The organism is Serinicoccus sp. JS2-9, assembly GCF_059025165.1.
The window spans coordinates 299,694-315,881 of record NZ_CM180091.1 but is presented as its reverse complement, the minus strand read 5'-3'; the positions used below and the strand labels follow the sequence as shown (position 1 = coordinate 315,881).

Annotated in this window: 15 protein-coding genes and 1 tRNA gene; 8 read left to right on the top strand and 8 right to left on the bottom strand. The window is 72.0% G+C overall.

All coding sequences use genetic code 11. From position 1 onward, the window contains the following. Window positions 1-103: 103 nt before the first annotated feature. Window positions 104-1,192 carry a PHP domain-containing protein gene (locus AC5PYY_RS01595; protein WP_493898079.1) on the bottom strand — a complete coding sequence of 363 codons (1,089 nt, stop codon included), beginning with the start codon at window positions 1,190-1,192 and terminating at the stop codon, window positions 104-106. Window positions 1,193-1,303: 111 nt separating this feature from the next. On the opposite strand from AC5PYY_RS01595, the gene AC5PYY_RS01590 reads away from it, so the two are divergent. Then, window positions 1,304-1,735 (top strand): GNAT family N-acetyltransferase, encoded by a 432-nt coding sequence (locus tag AC5PYY_RS01590; RefSeq protein ID WP_493898078.1) that lies wholly within the window; start codon window positions 1,304-1,306, stop codon window positions 1,733-1,735. A 22-nt stretch (window positions 1,736-1,757) separates the two neighbouring features. Here AC5PYY_RS01590 and AC5PYY_RS01585 read toward each other — a convergent pair whose 3' ends face one another. After that, complete coding sequence (locus AC5PYY_RS01585) at window positions 1,758-3,128, bottom strand: NAD(P)/FAD-dependent oxidoreductase (RefSeq protein ID WP_493898077.1); 1,371 nt, start codon at window positions 3,126-3,128, stop codon at window positions 1,758-1,760. A 98-nt stretch (window positions 3,129-3,226) separates the two neighbouring features. On the opposite strand from AC5PYY_RS01585, the gene AC5PYY_RS01580 reads away from it, so the two are divergent. Together AC5PYY_RS01580 and pabB are read left to right on the top strand one after the other, a co-directional pair. Next, on the top strand, window positions 3,227-4,255 hold the full coding sequence (locus AC5PYY_RS01580) for a pirin family protein (RefSeq protein ID WP_493898076.1): 1,029 nt from the start codon (window positions 3,227-3,229) through the stop codon (window positions 4,253-4,255). Window positions 4,256-4,258: 3 nt separating this feature from the next. Next, window positions 4,259-6,400, top strand: coding sequence for an aminodeoxychorismate synthase component I (gene pabB / locus AC5PYY_RS01575; protein WP_493898075.1), 2,142 nt, complete (start codon window positions 4,259-4,261; stop codon window positions 6,398-6,400). 33 nt (window positions 6,401-6,433) lie between these two features. Here pabB and AC5PYY_RS01570 read toward each other — a convergent pair whose 3' ends face one another. Then, window positions 6,434-6,811 carry a hypothetical protein gene (locus tag AC5PYY_RS01570; protein ID WP_493898074.1) on the bottom strand — a complete coding sequence of 126 codons (378 nt, stop codon included), beginning with the start codon at window positions 6,809-6,811 and terminating at the stop codon, window positions 6,434-6,436. Between the two features lie 33 nt (window positions 6,812-6,844). Between AC5PYY_RS01570 and AC5PYY_RS01565 the strand changes: the two genes are divergently transcribed. Then, window positions 6,845-7,687 (top strand): aldo/keto reductase, encoded by an 843-nt coding sequence (locus AC5PYY_RS01565; RefSeq protein WP_493898073.1) that lies wholly within the window; start codon window positions 6,845-6,847, stop codon window positions 7,685-7,687. Window positions 7,688-7,810: 123 nt separating this feature from the next. On the opposite strand, the gene AC5PYY_RS01560 is transcribed toward AC5PYY_RS01565, so the two are convergent. After that, the gene (locus AC5PYY_RS01560; RefSeq protein ID WP_493898072.1) at window positions 7,811-8,377 is read right to left on the bottom strand and encodes a YceI family protein; all 567 of its coding nucleotides are present in this window, start codon (window positions 8,375-8,377) and stop codon (window positions 7,811-7,813) included. An 83-nt stretch (window positions 8,378-8,460) separates the two neighbouring features. Here AC5PYY_RS01560 and AC5PYY_RS01555 point away from each other — a divergent pair, with 83 nt between their 5' ends. Continuing rightward, a complete protein-coding gene (locus AC5PYY_RS01555; RefSeq protein WP_075817670.1) occupies window positions 8,461-8,922 on the top strand; it encodes a MarR family winged helix-turn-helix transcriptional regulator in 462 nt (153 codons plus the stop codon). Window positions 8,923-8,980: 58 nt separating this feature from the next. Further along, on the top strand, window positions 8,981-10,036 hold the full coding sequence (locus tag AC5PYY_RS01550; RefSeq protein ID WP_493898071.1) for an aromatic acid exporter family protein: 1,056 nt from the start codon (window positions 8,981-8,983) through the stop codon (window positions 10,034-10,036). A gap of 25 nt (window positions 10,037-10,061) precedes the next feature. Here the strand turns inward: AC5PYY_RS01550 and AC5PYY_RS01545 are convergent. The 4 genes from AC5PYY_RS01545 to AC5PYY_RS01530 form a co-directional block, all read right to left on the bottom strand. Then, window positions 10,062-10,134 (bottom strand) — tRNA-Lys (locus tag AC5PYY_RS01545). A gap of 861 nt (window positions 10,135-10,995) precedes the next feature. After that, entirely contained in the window at window positions 10,996-12,000 is a 1,005-nt protein-coding gene (locus tag AC5PYY_RS01540) for a hypothetical protein (protein WP_493898070.1), read from the bottom strand. 124 nt (window positions 12,001-12,124) lie between these two features. Further along, a complete protein-coding gene (locus AC5PYY_RS01535; protein ID WP_493898069.1) occupies window positions 12,125-12,724 on the bottom strand; it encodes a hypothetical protein in 600 nt (199 codons plus the stop codon). A gap of 97 nt (window positions 12,725-12,821) precedes the next feature. Further along, a complete protein-coding gene (locus tag AC5PYY_RS01530; RefSeq protein WP_493898068.1) occupies window positions 12,822-14,051 on the bottom strand; it encodes an endonuclease/exonuclease/phosphatase family protein in 1,230 nt (409 codons plus the stop codon). A gap of 89 nt (window positions 14,052-14,140) precedes the next feature. On the opposite strand from AC5PYY_RS01530, the gene AC5PYY_RS01525 reads away from it, so the two are divergent. Both AC5PYY_RS01525 and AC5PYY_RS01520 read left to right on the top strand, forming a co-directional pair. Continuing rightward, the gene (locus AC5PYY_RS01525) at window positions 14,141-15,622 is read left to right on the top strand and encodes a purine-cytosine permease family protein (protein WP_493898067.1); all 1,482 of its coding nucleotides are present in this window, start codon (window positions 14,141-14,143) and stop codon (window positions 15,620-15,622) included. Further along, complete coding sequence (locus AC5PYY_RS01520; RefSeq protein WP_493898066.1) at window positions 15,619-16,152, top strand: cysteine hydrolase family protein; 534 nt, start codon at window positions 15,619-15,621, stop codon at window positions 16,150-16,152. The genes AC5PYY_RS01525 and AC5PYY_RS01520 overlap by 4 nt, the downstream gene beginning before the upstream one ends. Window positions 16,153-16,188: the final 36 nt, after the last annotated feature.

Below are 16,188 nucleotides of genomic sequence, written 5' to 3'. Positions count from 1 at the left end.
ATCCGTTGAGGACAGTGAAAGAGCATACGGGATCGATCCGCGAACCTCCAAAACGGTTCCTCCGGTATGCCGTGAGCGCGGCCAGGGGCCGCATCACCGCTGGTCAGAGCTCTGTTCCCGGGGACGCCGCCCACGCGGTCAGCCGCTCGACGGGCCAGGTGTTGACGACCCGCTCCGGCGGCACGCCGTAGCGCACCGCTCGCTCGCAGCCGTAGTCGAGGAAGTCCAGCTGCCCGGGGGCGTGCGCGTCGGTCGAGATGGCGAAGAGGCACCCCGTGTCGATGGCGAGGGCGAGCAGCTCTCCGGGCGGGTCCCGGCGCTCGGGTCGGGAGTTGATCTCGACGGCGGTGCCGGTCTCGGCGCAGGCCGCGAAGACGGCGGCGGCGTCGAACTCGCTCGGCGGCCGCATCCGGCTGCCGCTCCGCTCGGCCTTGTCGCCGCGCCGTGGCATGAGGCGCCGCCCGGTGCAGTGGCCGAGCACGGACGTGAGCGGGTTGCGCACCGCGGCGATCATCCGCCGGGTCATCGCCGCGGACTCCATCGTCAGCTTGGAGTGGACCGAGGCCACGCGCAGGTCGAGCGCCGCCAGGAGGTCGGGCTCCTGGTCCAGCGCGCCGTCGTCGAGGATGTCGACCTCGATCGCCTTGAGCAGGGTGAAGGGCGGGTCCGAGCGGGCGGTGTGCGCCGTGATCGCGTCGACGATCTGCAGCTGGCGGCGGAGTCGCGCCGGGCTGAGGCCGCCTGCGATCTTGAGCCGGGGGGAGTGGTCGGTGAGCGCGAGGTAGTCGTGGCCCAGCTCCAGCGCGCTGGCGACCATCTCCTCGATCGGGCTGCCACCGTCGGACCAGTCGGAGTGGCTGTGCAGGTCGCCGCGCAGCAGCGCACGCATCGACTCCCCGCCGGTGGCGAGCGGCTCGCCCGCGCGGGCCTCGAGCTCGGCGAGCTTGGCCGGCACCTCACCCGCGACCGCGGCCTCGATGACCGCGGAGGTGGACGGGCCGATCCCGGCCAGGTCGGTGAGCGTGCCGGCGGCCGCCCGGCGCCGCACCTCGTCCTCCCCCAGCGGCAGGATCACCCCGGCGGCCTTGCGATAGGCCTCCACCCGCCGCGTCTCGGCCCGCTCCCGCTCCAGCAGGAAGGCGATCCGGCGCAGCGCGTCCACCGGCTCCAGCGCAGCGGGTGCATCGGTCATGACCGCAGCCTACGCAGCGGCCGGATCGGACGTTCTGGACAGAGGATTCTGGGCGACGGGCCCCAGAATCCTCTGTCCAGAAGGTCGGGCCGGGGGCCTAGGCTCGGGCTCATGCCGACCCTGCGCACCGCCCGCTTCGCCGACCTCGATACCCGCGTGCTGCACGACCTGCTGCGGCTGCGGGTCGACGTCTTCGTCGTGGAGCAGGAGTGTCCCTACCCCGAGATCGACGGCCGCGACACCGAGGCGGACACCGAGCACCTGTGGATCGACGCGGACGGGGAGGTCGCCGCCACCGTCCGCACGCTCGTCGACGCCGACGGCACCCGACGGCTCGGTCGCGTCGCCACCCATCGCGACCACCGCGGCCACGGGTATGCCGCACAGCTGGTCGAGGAGGGGCTGCGCCGGTTGGGCGGCGGACCCGTGCACATCGGCGCGCAGGCGCACCTGGAGGGGTGGTACGCCCGCCTCGGGTTCGTCCGCAGCGGCCCGGACTACCTCGAGGACGGCATCCCGCACCTGCCGATGGTGCGGGCCTGAGCCCAGACGACGTGGCCGGTCGTCAGTGGCGCGGCTGCTTGCGGAAGTCGTCGCCCAGGTATTCCAGCGCGAGCCGGGCATACACCTGCTGCTCGGTGACCGTCCGCTCGGAGCGGTCTCGCCCCACGAAGCTGACCGCCCAGTGCAGCAGCGTCGCGAGCTGGTTCTTGAAGCCGATGATGTAGAACAGGTGGACGGCCAGCCAGCCCACCCAGGCGGGATAGCCGGTGAGCTCGATGTTGCCGCGCTTGAGCACCGCGCGGAAGCGGGAGATCGTGGCCATCGAGCCCTTGTCGAAGTACTCGAATGTCTGACCCGTCTCCTCACCCCGGAGCCGGCGCAGGATCTGGTCGGCCGCGAAGCGGGCTCCCTGGATGGCCCCCTGGGCCACGCCGGGCACGCCGTCCACGGCGGCCAGGTCGCCGACGACGAAGACCTCGGGGTGGCCGGGCAGCGTGAGGTCGGGCTGCACCTTGACCCGCCCGGCACGGTCCAGCTCTGCGCCGGCCTGCTCGGCGACCTTGCGCCCCAGCGGGTTGCCCTGCACTCCGGCGGCCCAGACCTTCGTGGCGGAGTCGATCCGCTCCTGGCTGCCGTCGGACATCGACTCCAGCACCACCCCGGCCTCGTCGACGTCGACGACCTTGCGCCCGAGCTTGACCTCGATGCCGAGGGTCCCGAGGCTCTTCTCCGTCTTGTCGGCCAGCTGCTCACCAAAGGGGGCGAGCACCTGGTCGGCGGCGTCCACGAGCAGGATGCGGGCCTTGGTCGGGTCGATGTGGCGGAACTCCCTGCGCAGCGTCCGCTTGCTCAGCTCGGCCAGCTGGCCGGCCATCTCGACCCCGGTCGGCCCGGCGCCGACGACGACGAAGGTCAGCAGCCGCTCCACCTCGTCGTGCCGACCGGCGGCCGCGGCCAGCTCGGCCAGCTCGAAGGCGCCGTAGATCCGGCCGCGCAGCTCCAGCGCGTCGTCGATCGACTTCATCCCGGGGGCGTACTCCGCGAAGTGCGGGCTGCCGAACCACGACTGGTTGGCGCCGGCGGCCAGGATCAGGCTGTCGTAGTCGTAGACCATCTCCTCGCCGGCCGTGACCGCGGTGACGGTGCGCTCATCGATGTCGATCGTCTGGACGTCGCCGAGCATGACCGTGGCGTTGTCCTGGTCGGCGAGGACGTCCCTGGTCGGCGGGGCGATGACGCCTTCGGAGAGGATCCCGGTGGCCACCTGGTAGAGCAGGGGCTGGAAGAGGTGGTGGCCGGTGCGCGCGACCATGAGCACCTGGACGGCGGGGTCCGAGAGCGCCTTGGTCGCGAAGAGACCCCCGAAGCCGGAGCCGATGATGAGGACACGGTGGGGGCGGGTCGCGGCGGGGGTGGAGGCGTTGCTGCTCATACCCCTAGTCAACCCGATTCCGCGGCACTCTCATCCTGAAGAGGCCCTCCTGTGACGCGACGACGGCATGACATTGGTCACGGTGCGACACTGTGGCGATGAGTTCGCTGGAGACGCGCCCGGACGAGATCACCTGCGGGGGCGAGGGCGAGGGCCGCGACGCCGGTGCCCGCGGCGCGGAGCCGGTCGACGTGCTCGCGCCGCGAGAGGTGCCGCTGGGCGGCCCCCGGGCCATGACGGTGCGCCGCACCCTGCCGGCGCGGGGCCGGACGATGATCGGCGCGTGGTGCTTCGTGGACCACTACGGGCCCGATGACGTCGCAGAGACGGGCGGCATGGTGGTGCCGCCCCATCCGCATACTGCGCTGCAGACGGTCTCCTGGCTCTTCAGCGGGCGGATAGAGCACCGCGACTCGACCGGCGCGCACGCCCTCGTGCACCCGGGAGAGCTCAACCTCATGACCGCGGGGCACGGCGTCTGTCACTCCGAGGTCTCGGTCACCCCCGAGCGCGACGCCTCCGCGCCGACCGTCCTCCACGGGGCCCAGCTCTGGGTGGCGCTGCCCGCCGAGCACGTCGACGTGCAGCCGTCCTTCCAGCACTACGCCCCGGAGCCGGTGCCGGTGGACGGGGCCACGGTGAGCGTCTTCCTCGGGGGGCTCGGCCTGGAGGACGGGCGCCGGGTGGACTCGCCGGTCACGACCTACTCCCCGCTGCTGGGCGCCGAGGTCCGGCTGGCGCCGGGCGCCTCGCTCCGGCTGAGCGTCGACGCCGACTTCGAGCACGGCGTGCTCGCCGACGAGGGGGAGGTGCTCGTGGAGGGTATGCCGCTCGGCCGGGCGCACCTCGCGCACCTGTCGCCGGGGCGCACGACGATCACGGTGTCGGCGGGTGACGGGGCCGAGGGAGCGCGGCTGCTGTTGCTCGGCGGCACGCCCTTCGGCGAGGAGATCGTCATGTGGTGGAACTTCATCGGGCGCTCGCACGACGACGTCGTGGCGGCGCGCGACCGGTGGCAGTGCGAGCTGGGGCAGGACGCCGAGGGACGGTTCGGGGCGGTCGACTACCCCGGCGACTCGCTCCCGGCGCCGGCGCTGCCGCAGGTCCGGCTGCGTCCGCGAGGCTGAGCCGTGCCGGGGGAGGTCCTGCTGATCGACAACGTCGACAGCTTCACCTACAACGTCGCCGACCTCGTGCATCGCGTGCTCGGTCGCGCCCCCGTGCTGTGGTCGCACGACCACGTGGCCGGGGCGGCCGAGCTCGCGACCTTCGCCGCGATCGTCGTCGGACCCGGCCCGGGCCGGCCGCAGGTCCCCTCGGACATGGGGCTGTCGGACGCCGCGCTGCGCCAGCGCGAGGTGCCGGTGCTGGGGATATGTCTCGGGCACCAGGGCCTCGCGCACGTCGCCGGGGAGCGGGTCGCCGAGATGGCGCTCACCCGGCACGGGATCGTCAGCGAGGTCGAGCACGACGGGGTCGACCTCTTCGACGGTGTGCCGAGCCCGCTGCGGGTGGTGCGCTACCACTCCCTCGAGGTGGCGCAGCCGCTGCGGTCCGGCCTGCGGGTGACCGCCCGCTCCACCGACGACGGCTGCGTCATGGGGCTGGCCGACCCGGAGCGGCCGTTCTGGGGCGTGCAGTTCCACCCCGAGTCGGTGCTCTCCGAGCACGGCGAGCTGATCGTCGCCAACTTCCTGCGGCTGGCCGGGGTGGAGCTGTCGGAGGGAGCCGGGGCCCCTCCGAGCGTTCCGGACCACGGCCTAGACCCGGGTCTCGACGCAGGCCCCGTGGCGATCGGCGACACCCTGGCTACCGGCGACCACGAACCGGGCGGTCGCCTGGTGACCGTGCAGGCGCGCCAGGTCTCAGGTGCGGGGGTCGACGTGGCGGTCCTGCGCGACCTGCTGCTCGCCGACGCGCCGACCTCGGTCTGGCTGGACGCCTCGGACGGTCGGGGCTGGTCGCTGCTCGCCGACTCCCGCGGGCCGCTCGCCTTCGAGCTGGCCCACCGGGTGGGGGAGGGCCTGCCCCTGCTGGACCGGCTGGACGTGCTGCTGGACGGCTGGCGCCCGCGTGCGTCGTCCGCGCTCGACGATCCCGCCTGCCCACCCTGGCGCCCGGGTTTCGTCGGCTACTGGGGCTATGAGCTCAAGGCTGAGACCGGAGGGTTCGCCGCCCACCGCTCACCGTGGCCGGACGCCTGGCTGACCTTTGCCGACCGGGGGGTCGTCGTCGACCACGACGCGAGAGCGGTGTGGGCCATCTGGCTGGAGGACGCCCACGTCGAGCAGGAGCAGCGGGCCTGGGTCGAGCAGGTCGCTGCGGCGGTCGCGCGCGCCCGCTCCGAGGGTGAGCGGAGCAACCACGAGCGACGCTCGGTCGGCCTGGGAGCAACCATGGGCGACGCTCGGTCGGGAGAGAGGGTCGAGGTGGCGGTGCCGCGGCACGACGAGACGGCATACCTCGAGCTGGTGCGGCGGGCGCAGCGCGAGATCGCGCGGGGCGAGTCCTACGAGGTCTGCCTCACCACCACCTATGCCGCACCCGGCACCGGGGTGGATGAGGGGGCGCTCTACCGCGCGCTGCGCCAGGTCTCTCCCGTGCCGCACGGCGCCTGGCTGCGCACGCCGGAGGTGAGCATCCTGTCCGGCTCGCCGGAGCGTTTCGTCTCGGTGCAGAGTGGCAGCGGGGTCGTCGAGGCCCGACCGATCAAGGGCACCCGCCCCCGCGGCGCCACGCCCGAGCAGGACGCCGCGCTCGCCGCAGACCTCGCGACCGCGGTCAAGGACCGGGCGGAGAACCTCATGATCGTCGACCTGCTGCGCAACGACCTGCATCGTGTCTGCCGCTCCGGCAGCGTCCACGTGCCGGAGATCTTCGCGGTGGAGACCTACGCGACGCTGCACCAGCTGGTCTCGACGGTGCGGGGTGAGCTGGCCGCGGGGATGCGCCCGACCGACGTGCTGCGATCCTGCTTCCCTGGCGGGTCCATGACGGGGGCGCCCAAGGTCCGGACGATGGAGATCCTCGACAGCCTGGAGGGGGCGGCGCGCGGCGTCTACTCCGGAGCCATCGGGTGGATCGGGCTGGACGGCTGCATGGACACCTCGATCGTCATCCGCACGGTGACCTGGGGTGCGGGTGAGGTGACCTTCGGCGTCGGCGGGGCCGTCACCGCGCTCTCCGACCCGGACGAGGAGTATGCCGAGACCCGCACCAAGGCGCGCTCGATGCTGCAGGCGCTCGCGCTCGCGAGGGCCGACTCCGGCTGAGCCGGCCGCACCCTCGTCCCCGCCGGGGCAGGCTCAGTCCGGCTGGTCCGGGCCGAGGAGCCAGACGCGCACCGGCTCGCGGCCCGGGACCCCCGCCAGCGTGAGCAGCAGCCCGCTCTCCTCGCGCTCCCACCGGGCGATCGTCACGGCATACCGGTTGTGGAGGGCGCGGCCCACGCGCCCCAGGTCGCCAGGCACGAAACCTCCGATGAGAAACGTCGTGGAGTCCGCCAGGCGCATCCGGCCCACGCCCTGCGCCGGGCCGGGGGTGATGCCGCGGACCGGCACGCGGCGCTCGACGAGGCCCGGCAGCTGCACCTGCAGATGACCGGTCATCTGCTCGGCGGCTGCGGCTCTGTCCCGCAGACCCCGGCGCTCGTCGGGATCGTCGGGGAGGTCGGCCCACGACATGGGTCCCAGTGTGCAGCACCGTAGGCTGGCCAGATGACTGAGCAGCCACGCATCGCCCTCAACAACGGCGTCGAGATCCCCCAGCTGGGGTTCGGGACCTTCCAGGTGGACGAGGAGGAGACGCAGCGGGTCGTCGAGACCGCGCTCGAGGCGGGCTACCGCCACATCGACACCGCCGCGGGCTACTACAACGAGGCCGGTGTCGGAGCCGCGCTGCGCAGCAGCGGACTGCCGCGCGAGGACGTCTTCCTCACCACCAAGCTGCGCAACGGCGACCAGGGGCGCGAGCGCACCCGCGCGGCCTTCGAGGCCTCGCGCGAGGCGCTCGGGGTGGACGCGGTCGACCTCTACCTCATCCACTGGCCGGTGCCCAGCAAGGGCCTCGCGGGGGAGACCTGGGAGGTCCTGCAGGAGCTGTATGCCGAGGGCGCGGTGCGCGCGATCGGCATCTCGAACTTCCTGCCCGACCATGTCACGGAGCTGCTCCGCGGCGCGGACGTCACCCCTGCGGTCAACCAGATCGAGGTGCACCCCAGCTTCCAGCAGCCGGGCACCCAGGAGGCCTCGCGGTCAGCCGGGATCGCCGTGGAGGCGTATGCGCCGATCGGCCAGGGCCAGGACCTGCAGCTGCCGGCCGTGGCCGAGGCGGCGGAGGCGCTGGGCGTCACCCCGGGCCAGGTCGTCATCCGCTGGCACCTGCAGGAGGGCCGGATCGTCATCCCGAAGTCGGCGACGCCCGAGCGGATCCGCGCCAACATCGCCGTCTTCGGCTTCGAGCTGGACGACACGCAGATGGCCGCGATCACCGGGCTGGACACCGACGAGCGGATGTTCCCCGACCCGCAGACGGCCGACTTCACGCAGTTCCGCAGCTGAGGCATACCTCTCGAGCACGACAACGGCCCCGCCGGGTCACAGGGCCGGCGGGGCCGTCGCTCACCCGGGCTGAGGGCAGGGGCGCCCGGGGAGTGCTCGAGATCAGGCGGAGAGTGCTCGAGATCAGGCGGACTTGATCGCCGAGATCTCGAACTCCAGCGTAACCTTGTCCGCCACCAGCACGCCGCCGGTCTCCAGCGCGGCGTTCCAGGTGAGGCCGAAGTCCTTACGGTTCACCACGGTGGAGCCCTCGAAGCCGATGCGCTCGTTGCCGAAGGGGTCGGTGGCGGCACCGGCGTACTCGAAGTCCACGGTCACCGGGCGGGTCACGTCCTTGATGGCGAGGTCGCCGGTCACGCGAAGGGTCTCGGCGTCGACCGCGGACACCTCGGTGGAGGTGAAGGTGATGGTCGGGTAGGTCTCGGCGTCGAAGAAGTCGGCCGACTTCAGATGGCCGTCGCGGTCGGCCGAGCGGGTGTCGACCGAGGCGACCTGCATCGTCACCTGGATCGAGGCGCCCTCCAGGTCGGTGCCGGTGGTGGCGGTGCCCTCGATCTCGTTGAAGGCGCCGCGGACCTTGGTCACCATCGCGTGGCGGGTGGAGAAGCCGACCCGGCTGTGCGAGGCGTCGATGGCGTAGGTGCCGTCCAGGTCGCGCAGGGCGGTGGGGGTAGCGGTGGTCTCGGTCATGGTGGGTCCTCTCGGGAGTCGTTGACGTGTCAACCAGCATCCTAGATGTCCGTGACGTGTCACGCAACTGGTATTCTGGCGGTATGTCGTCCACACCCGCCGTGCCCTGGCTTGAGGAGTCCGAGATGGAGCTCTGGCGCGCCTGGCTGCGGGTGCAGACCGACCTGCCGGCGGCGATGGGGCGGGCGTTGCACGCCGACAGCGAGCTGTCGCTGCAGGACTTCGAGACCCTGGTGCGGCTGTCCGAGGCGGAGGAGGGGCGGCTGCGCGTCTCGGCGCTGGCCGAGCAGATGCACTGGGAGCGGTCCCGGCTCTCGCACCACCTGCGTCGCATGGGCGGACGGGGTCTCGTCGAGAAGGTCGAGTGCGCCGAGGACGGCCGCGGGGCCTTCGTCGTGCTGACCGACGCCGGACGTGAGGCGCTGGAGGGGGCGGCGCCCGATCACGTGAGGACTGTCCGGCGGCTGTTCTTCGACGGCATGGGGGAGGCGGAGCGGGAGGTGCTGACGTCCTTCCTGCGCCGCGTGGTCGAGCGCACGTCCTGAGTCCCGGGCGGCGCTCTGGGCGGAGGGCGCGCCGTGCCAGCGATGACAGAATGGGGTGATGGCTTCACGTGCGCACGACCTCGGGGCGTGGCTGCGCCGCCCGGATGTCACGAGCGACCTGGTGCAGGTGCTCAAGAGCGTCGTCGCGGCGGTGGCGGCGTGGGTGCTGGCGGACCGGGTGCTCGGCCTCGAGCAGGCCTTCCTGGCGCCGTGGACCGCCCTGCTCACCGTGCACGCCACGGTCTACCGCACCGTGTCGCGCGGCGCCCAGGCGGTGCTGGCGACCACCGCCGGCGTGACCCTGGCGTTCGTGGCGGTGCTGCTGGGCGGCAGGGGTGTCCTCACCCTCGGGCTGGCGTTGCTCGTCGCGATGCTGCTGGCCAGGGTCGGTGTGCTGCGGGACGAGGGGGTCACCGTCGCCACGACGGTGCTCTTCGTCATCACGACGTCGTCGAGCACCGGTCCGGGGAGCCTGCTCGATCGGCTCGGGGCGACCGCGATCGGTGTGGTGGTCGCGCTCGTGGTCAACGTGGTGGTCGCGGCGCCGCTGCGCGACGCGAGCGCGCGACGGCAGATCGCCGAGATCGACCGCGGGCTCGGCGAGCTGCTCTCCGACATGGCGGACGGCGTGCGGGCCGGCGCGGACGAGGAGCGGACGGGGGACTGGGTGGAACGGACGCGCACCCTGGACGGCCGGCTGGAGAGTGCCTGGCGGTTGGTCTACGAGGCGCGCGAGAGCCGGTGGGGCAACCCGCGTCGGCAGGGCGGGGATGCCGAGGAGCTGTCGCGGGTCCTCGGACGGCTCGAGGATGGCATCGCCCAGGTGCGGGGTATGGCGCGGCTCATCCACCAGTCGGCGGTGCAGGCCGAGGACTGGGACGCGGTGTTCCGCACCACCTGGTCAGACCTGGTCGAGGAGCTGGGGCGCCGGGTGGCGGACCCGCAGGGTGACGTCATCGCGCTGCGCGAGGACGTCGACGACCTGGCGTCGCGGCTGTCCTCGGCCGATCTCCCGGACCAGCGCTGGCCGCTCTACGGCGCCCTGATCGAGATGAGCCGGGTGGTCATCGACACCGTCGACGATGTCGCGACCTCCCCGGCCGTCCGGGAGTGAGCGCCTGGATCTCGCGCTCCCGAGGTGGGCCCCCCGGGGCTCGAACCCGGAACCTACGGATTAAAAGTCCGCAGCTCTGCCAATTGAGCTAGAGGCCCGGAGCCCGACCACGGCAACGCCGTCTCGGCTCCGGCGTCCCAGGCTAGCCGCTGCTGACACGGCGAGGGCCGGGCGCCCGCTCGCACGGCCAGAACGGTGCGGAAGGTGAGCCCCTGCTCAGAAGGGAGGCTCGTTGCCGGGCGGGGTGCGCCAGCCGGTCGGATCCGGGTCAGCGGTGCAGCGTCGAGGCTCTGAACCGGCCCCGGACGCCGTTCTGGCCTCCTGTGCAGACCCCTGCGCCGGGTCGGGCCGGCACACTGCAGCGGGCCCGGTGCCCGCATCGCTTGCCCCGGTCGCCTGCTCGGCAGTGCTCTTTTCTCCCCCGAGGACTGCTTCGGGGGTCGGGGTGGTGGGGTCGGCGCCGTCGCGGCGGCGGCCGGTCTCTGTGCGGGTGACCCACATCCACCCCGACAGCGGCCCGCCGTGCTCACCGGTGCCGGGGTGGTCAGGTCTGGTGCTGCCTCTGCGCCTGGTTCGGCGCGGTCACAGGCGGCAGCCGTGCGGAGTCCGTGGCCGTACTGCCGGTAGTCGTGTGCCCGGGTCGTCTCGGTCTGGCCGAGCAGTGTGGTCCAGGTCAGGTCACGCAGGTCGTTGACCTCGGCGAGAGCGCGTCCGAGCGTCGTGAGCTGGTGGGCGGACTTGCCCAGCGCGACGAGGTTGGTCTCCGCGGTCGGCCCACCGGGCCACTCCGGTCCCCAGGGGGTGACCGGGGCAGGTCCGCGAGCTCGCGCTGATGCCTGGCACGACGCTGGCCAGGCTGCTGACCGATCCCGCGGACGGTCGGTTGGTCGAGCGGTCCCTGACCACGTACCGCCCGGACGCAGCGATGCGCCGCCAGGTCCTGGCCGCCGACGTCTTCGTCAGGCGTGACCAGATCGGCCCAGCCCTCCGGACTGCTTCGTCTGCCGCCGCAGACGAAGCAGTCGAACCGGACGGTCCAGGCTCATCAGCCGCGAGGTGATGATCCTCGGGGGCGCGGGCTTCGCCAGCTGCCCCGGGCTCCAGGGCGTGTGCACCGGTCGCCGTCCCGGGCTCGGGGAGCGAATGGCTGGGTGCCCTTCATGCGGGCTGACGAGATGGTCGGGCACGGGCAGCCGTCCGTGGACGAGGAAGGCGGTGAGCACGTCGGAGCGGAGCTGGTTCAGGGTGCGGGGGTCGCCCTGCTTGCGCAGCAGCCGGGCAGCGCGCTCGACCCGGGCGTGCGCCGCGATCAACGAGATCGCGGGCCCGGTCGCCTCCAGAGTCGCCGTCCCGTCGTCGTGGACCGTGATCGTCGCGCGACGCTCCCGGTAGGCCCTGCTGCGCCGTTCCCGCTCGGCCACCACGTCGCTCCCCTCGGCCCGGGTCGCCTCCCGTGCCAGCGCGGCGGTGTAGTCCGCCTCGTGCCACGGCCCTTGACGCAGCTCACCCTCTGGTGTCAGCCGCTCGGCCACGACGACGTGCGGGTCCGTGCCGAACAGTCCCTCGGCGACCAGCAGCGACCCGTCGGCCTCCAGCGAGCCGCACCGCCGCCAGAACGCCCTCGCCATGTCCCACGACACCTCGCCCCGGTCCCAGGCACCCAGCACCGCCGCCCGCACCCCGACCGGCGCGCACGCCAGACCTACGAGGTGCCGCGCCTGCGTGACACCCATCACCAGCCGCGCCTGCACCTTGGCGCACGCCGACCGCTTCGTCTCCGCCAGCCACCTCGCCCGCTGACCGTCGGTCAGCTCCTCCACCGAGACGAACCCTTTCTGCGCCAGCACCGCAGCCCCAGTCACCGCCACCACCAACCGCGCCTCCAGACCCGAACGGGCCGCCGCCACAGCCCCGAGCGCACTCAGCGCCGCCTCCTCCGCCGACTCGATCGCCGCGACCGCCACGCCCCTCACCCCCTTAGATGAAGCACCCAGTCCTGATCCCACCAGGATCATCGAACATGTGTTCGATATCAAGGGATAGTCGTGAGAATGTCGCGGTTCGAGACGCACCGCGGGCGCGCCGGACTCAGAAGAGCTTCTGCCACCACTTGGGCTCCGGCTCGCCGGGGTCGAGCGAGATGATCCGGACACTGCTGAAGTGGCCCTTCTGCACGATGGTGAGCCGCCACATACCGGGATCGGAGACGCCCTCGTAGTCGCCCTTGAGGTCGCTGAACATCGAGGTGCCGCCGGTGACGTCGACCCCGACGCCCCGGGGGACGATGATCTTGCAGCTGGAGAAGGTGTCGGACAGCCATAGCTCCACCGTCGACGAGGTGACGATCGCCTCGCGGAGGTCCAGCACCGTCTCGTTGAAGGCACCGACCAGCTTCAGCACCGGCGGCACCTGCCAGCGACCGATCCGGCTGGTCGTGCTGAAGTAGGCCCGGATCTGCGGGGAGGCCGCGAGGGCCGGCACGTCTGCGCCTCGGTGCGCGGGCGCTGCAGCTCCGCCGCTCACCTCGACCCCGCGCTCGGGACGCCAGTCGGGTGAGTCCTGGGCCGCCGGGCCGCCGATGATCGTCATCGGGCGCTCGGTCTCCTCGCTCGGGCCGGGCAGCGGCGGCTGGGCTCCGCGCTCCTCGCCTCGTGCCCGCGCTCCCTGCTCCTCCGGCGTCCCCGTCATGAGGTCCACCGTATCGCTTCCTGCCCACGGCCCGGTGGCGGCGACCTCGCAGCGGACCCGGTCGACCGCCGAGGCCGATCCGGCCGCCGCGACCGGTTCAGTCCCGGTGCGGCAGCCGCAGATCGGCCCACACGAGCCGGTGGTCGCTCGTCGGGAACGGGAAGGTGCCGACCAGCCGGAACAGCGGGTCGTCCTCGGTCGGCCAGAAGACACCGGCGTCGAGGATAAGCATCCGGCGGCTCGGCAGGACGTAGTCGACGCGCAGGTTGCCCGGCGCCGGGTTGTCGTTGAAGTCGGCGGTGTCGAAGGCCGGGTCGGACACGTGCTCGGTGTTGGCGCCGCCCTGCAGGGCCGCCTGCTCCACCCCTCCCTCGCTGGCGGGCGTGACCTTGGTGGTGACGAAGCGGCTGTCCAGCAACTGGTTGACCGCCCCGTCGCGGGAGTCGCCGTCGAGCGGATCGGCGTTGTAGTCGCCCACGATGACGAAGCGCTCGCTGCGGTCCAGGCCGCCGGCGCGGCCCTGGTCGTCGTAGATATAGGACGCAGTCCGATTGCCGGCCACGTAGTCGGCCCAGAAGCGGATCTCGTCGTGGTTGCGGCGCCCGTTGCGGTCCTCCTCGCCGTCGAAGGTCGGGGGAGTCGGGTGCGCCGCGAGCACGTGCAGGGTCTTGCCGCCCACCTCGACCGGCACGTCCCAGTGCGACTTGCTCGACAGCCGCAGAGCCTCCTGCTCCTGCGCATCGTAGAAGTCGGTCGGGAGGAGGTTGCCTGGCATGTCCTGCCAGCGGAACTGCTGGAAGGTCCGCACCTGCTCGATGTCGATCGGATACTGCGAGTAGACGACCATGCCGTACTGCCCGGGGAAGAAGCCGAAGCCGTAGGCGTCGTCCGGGCCACCCACGGTCCCGTCGTTGTTGAGGTCGAGCCCACTCGGGATGCCGGTGTTGGAGGGCGCGAGGTAGGCGTAGGGGTAGTCCATCGGCTCCGCGCCGTTCTGCCCGACCTCCAGGTAGTTGTCGCGGAAGAGGTCCTCGTTGCCGGGCGCGTAGTCGAACTCGTTGATGAGCACGATGTCGGGCCGGGTGCGCTGGATCGTCTCGGCGACGTTCTGCGCCTGCTCGTCGTCTCCGGTGGCCAGGTCGGCGGCGAGTTCGCCCTCGGAGAAACGGTTGAGCGAGGCGTTGAAGGTCGCGACCCGCACGTCGCCGTCGGCGCCACCCGACCCCCATGCCCCCTGGTCGGGAGCCGCGCCCGCGGGTGCGACGGCCAGGCCACCCGCCAGGGCGGTCGCGGCCAGGACGGAGAGGTATGCCGTGCGCGTCGTCATACCGCACACCGTAGGACAGGGCGCGCTCCGTGCGCGGTGGCAGACCTGAACCCTGGGTGAACCCTTGCCGGTATGGGAGAGTGCCCCCCATGAGCGAGATCACCGCAGCCAGCTCGACGCGTCTCAGCGACACCGAGCGCCGGCTGGTGGAGACCAACGGCATCGAGATCATCGACGAGGCGGAGCGCACCGCACGCCCCGTCGACCTCTTCTGGCCCTGGTTCGCGGCCAACGTGTCGGTCTTCGGCATCAGCTACGCCAGCTATGTCTTCGGCTTCGGGATCAACTTCACCCAGGCGCTGGTCGTCACCGTCATCGGTGTCGTCGCGTCCTTCCTGGCCTGCGGCATCATCGCCCTCGCCGGCAAGCGGGGCTCGGCCCCGACGATGGTGCTGTCGCGTGCGGCCTTCGGCGTCAACGGGCAGAAGGTGCCCGGCGTCTTCTCCTGGTTGATCTCCATGGGGTGGGAGACCTTCCTCGCGATCATGGCGGTGCTGGCCACGGCCACCGTCTTCACCCAGCTCGGCTGGGGTGGAGGCACGACGACCAAGGTCGTGGCGTGCGCCGTCATCGCGGCGCTCATCGTCATCGCCTCGGTCGCCGGCTACCACACCATCATCAAACTGCAGTCGGTCCTGACCTGGCTCACCGGCGCGGCGACCATCACCTACATCGCGATGACGATGGACCGCATCGACCTCGCCGCGGTCACCTCCCGGGAGGCCGGGGCTCCCGAGGCGGTCATCGGGGCGCTGGTCATGCTCATGACCGGCTTCGGCCTGGGCTGGATCAACATCGCCGCCGACTGGTCCCGCTACCAGCGCCGGGGCGCCTCCGGCGGGGCGATCGTCTTCTGGAACACCCTCGGCGGCGCGCTCGCACCCACCCTGCTCGTCATCTACGGCCTGCTGCTCATCGGCTCCCAGCCCGAGCTCGAGGACGGGATCGTGGGCGACCCGATCGGGACGCTCGCGACGATCCTGCCGATCTGGTTCCTCGTGCCGTTCCTGCTGGCGGCGGTGCTGGCCCTGGTGAGCGGGGCCGTGCTCGGCATCTACTCCTCGGGCCTTACGCTGCTCTCGCTCGGCGTCGACATCCCCCGGCCCGCGGCGGCGCTCATCGACGGCACCATCCTCACGCTCGGCACGATCTGGGTGGTCTTCTTCGCGCAGAGTTTCCTCGCGCCGTTCCAGAGCTTCCTCATCACCCTCGGGGTGCCCATCGCCGCCTGGGCGGGCATCCTCATGGCCGACGTCGCGCTGCGCCGCAGGGACTACGACGAGCGGGCGCTCTTCGACCCGCGCGGCCGCTACGGCGACTGGGACTGGACCGCCATCGGGATCATGGGCACCGCCTCGGTGATCGGCTGGGGCCTGGTCATCAACCTGTTCGCCGACGCGGCCTCGTGGAACAATTGGCAGGGCTACCTGCTCGGCCCGCTCGGGCTGGGTGGCAAGGAGGGCACCTGGGCCTGGGCCAACCTCGGTGTCCTCGTGGCGCTGGCGATCGGCTTCGTCGGGTGGCTCGTCCTCGGCCGGGCGATCGTGCGCCGTCAGGAGGAGCGGGTATGACGTCCCCGCCCTGGCTCGTGGTCATCGACGCGCAGCGCATCTTCGCCGACCCGGACTCGGAGTGGTGCGCCCCGCGCTTCGCCGAGACGGTGCAGCCGATCCGCGAGCTCGTCGCCGAGCACGGCCAGGGCGAGCGCGTGGTCCAGACACGCTGGGTGCCTCCGCATGTCAAGCACGGGTCCTGGATCCCCTACTTCGAGCGCTTCGGTTTCGCCGACCGGGAGCAGCACGACCCGATCTTCGACCTGGTGGACGAGATCGCCGAGCTGCGGCTGCCGCATACCGTGTCCGAGCCGACCTTCGGCAAGTGGGGCGAGCACCTGCGTGACGTGGTGCGACCGGACGCCCACCTCGTGCTCGCCGGAGTCGCGACCGACTGCTGCGTGCTCTCCACCGCCCTCGCCGCGGCGGACGCCGGGTGCACCGTCGAGATCGCGGCACCCGCCTGCGCGGGCTCAAGCGACGAGGCGCACGAGCGCGCGCTCGCGACGATGGAGCTCTACGCGCCGCAGATCACCGTGCGACGCTGACGTCGCGAGGAGGTGCCCGATGCTCGAGCCGCTCGG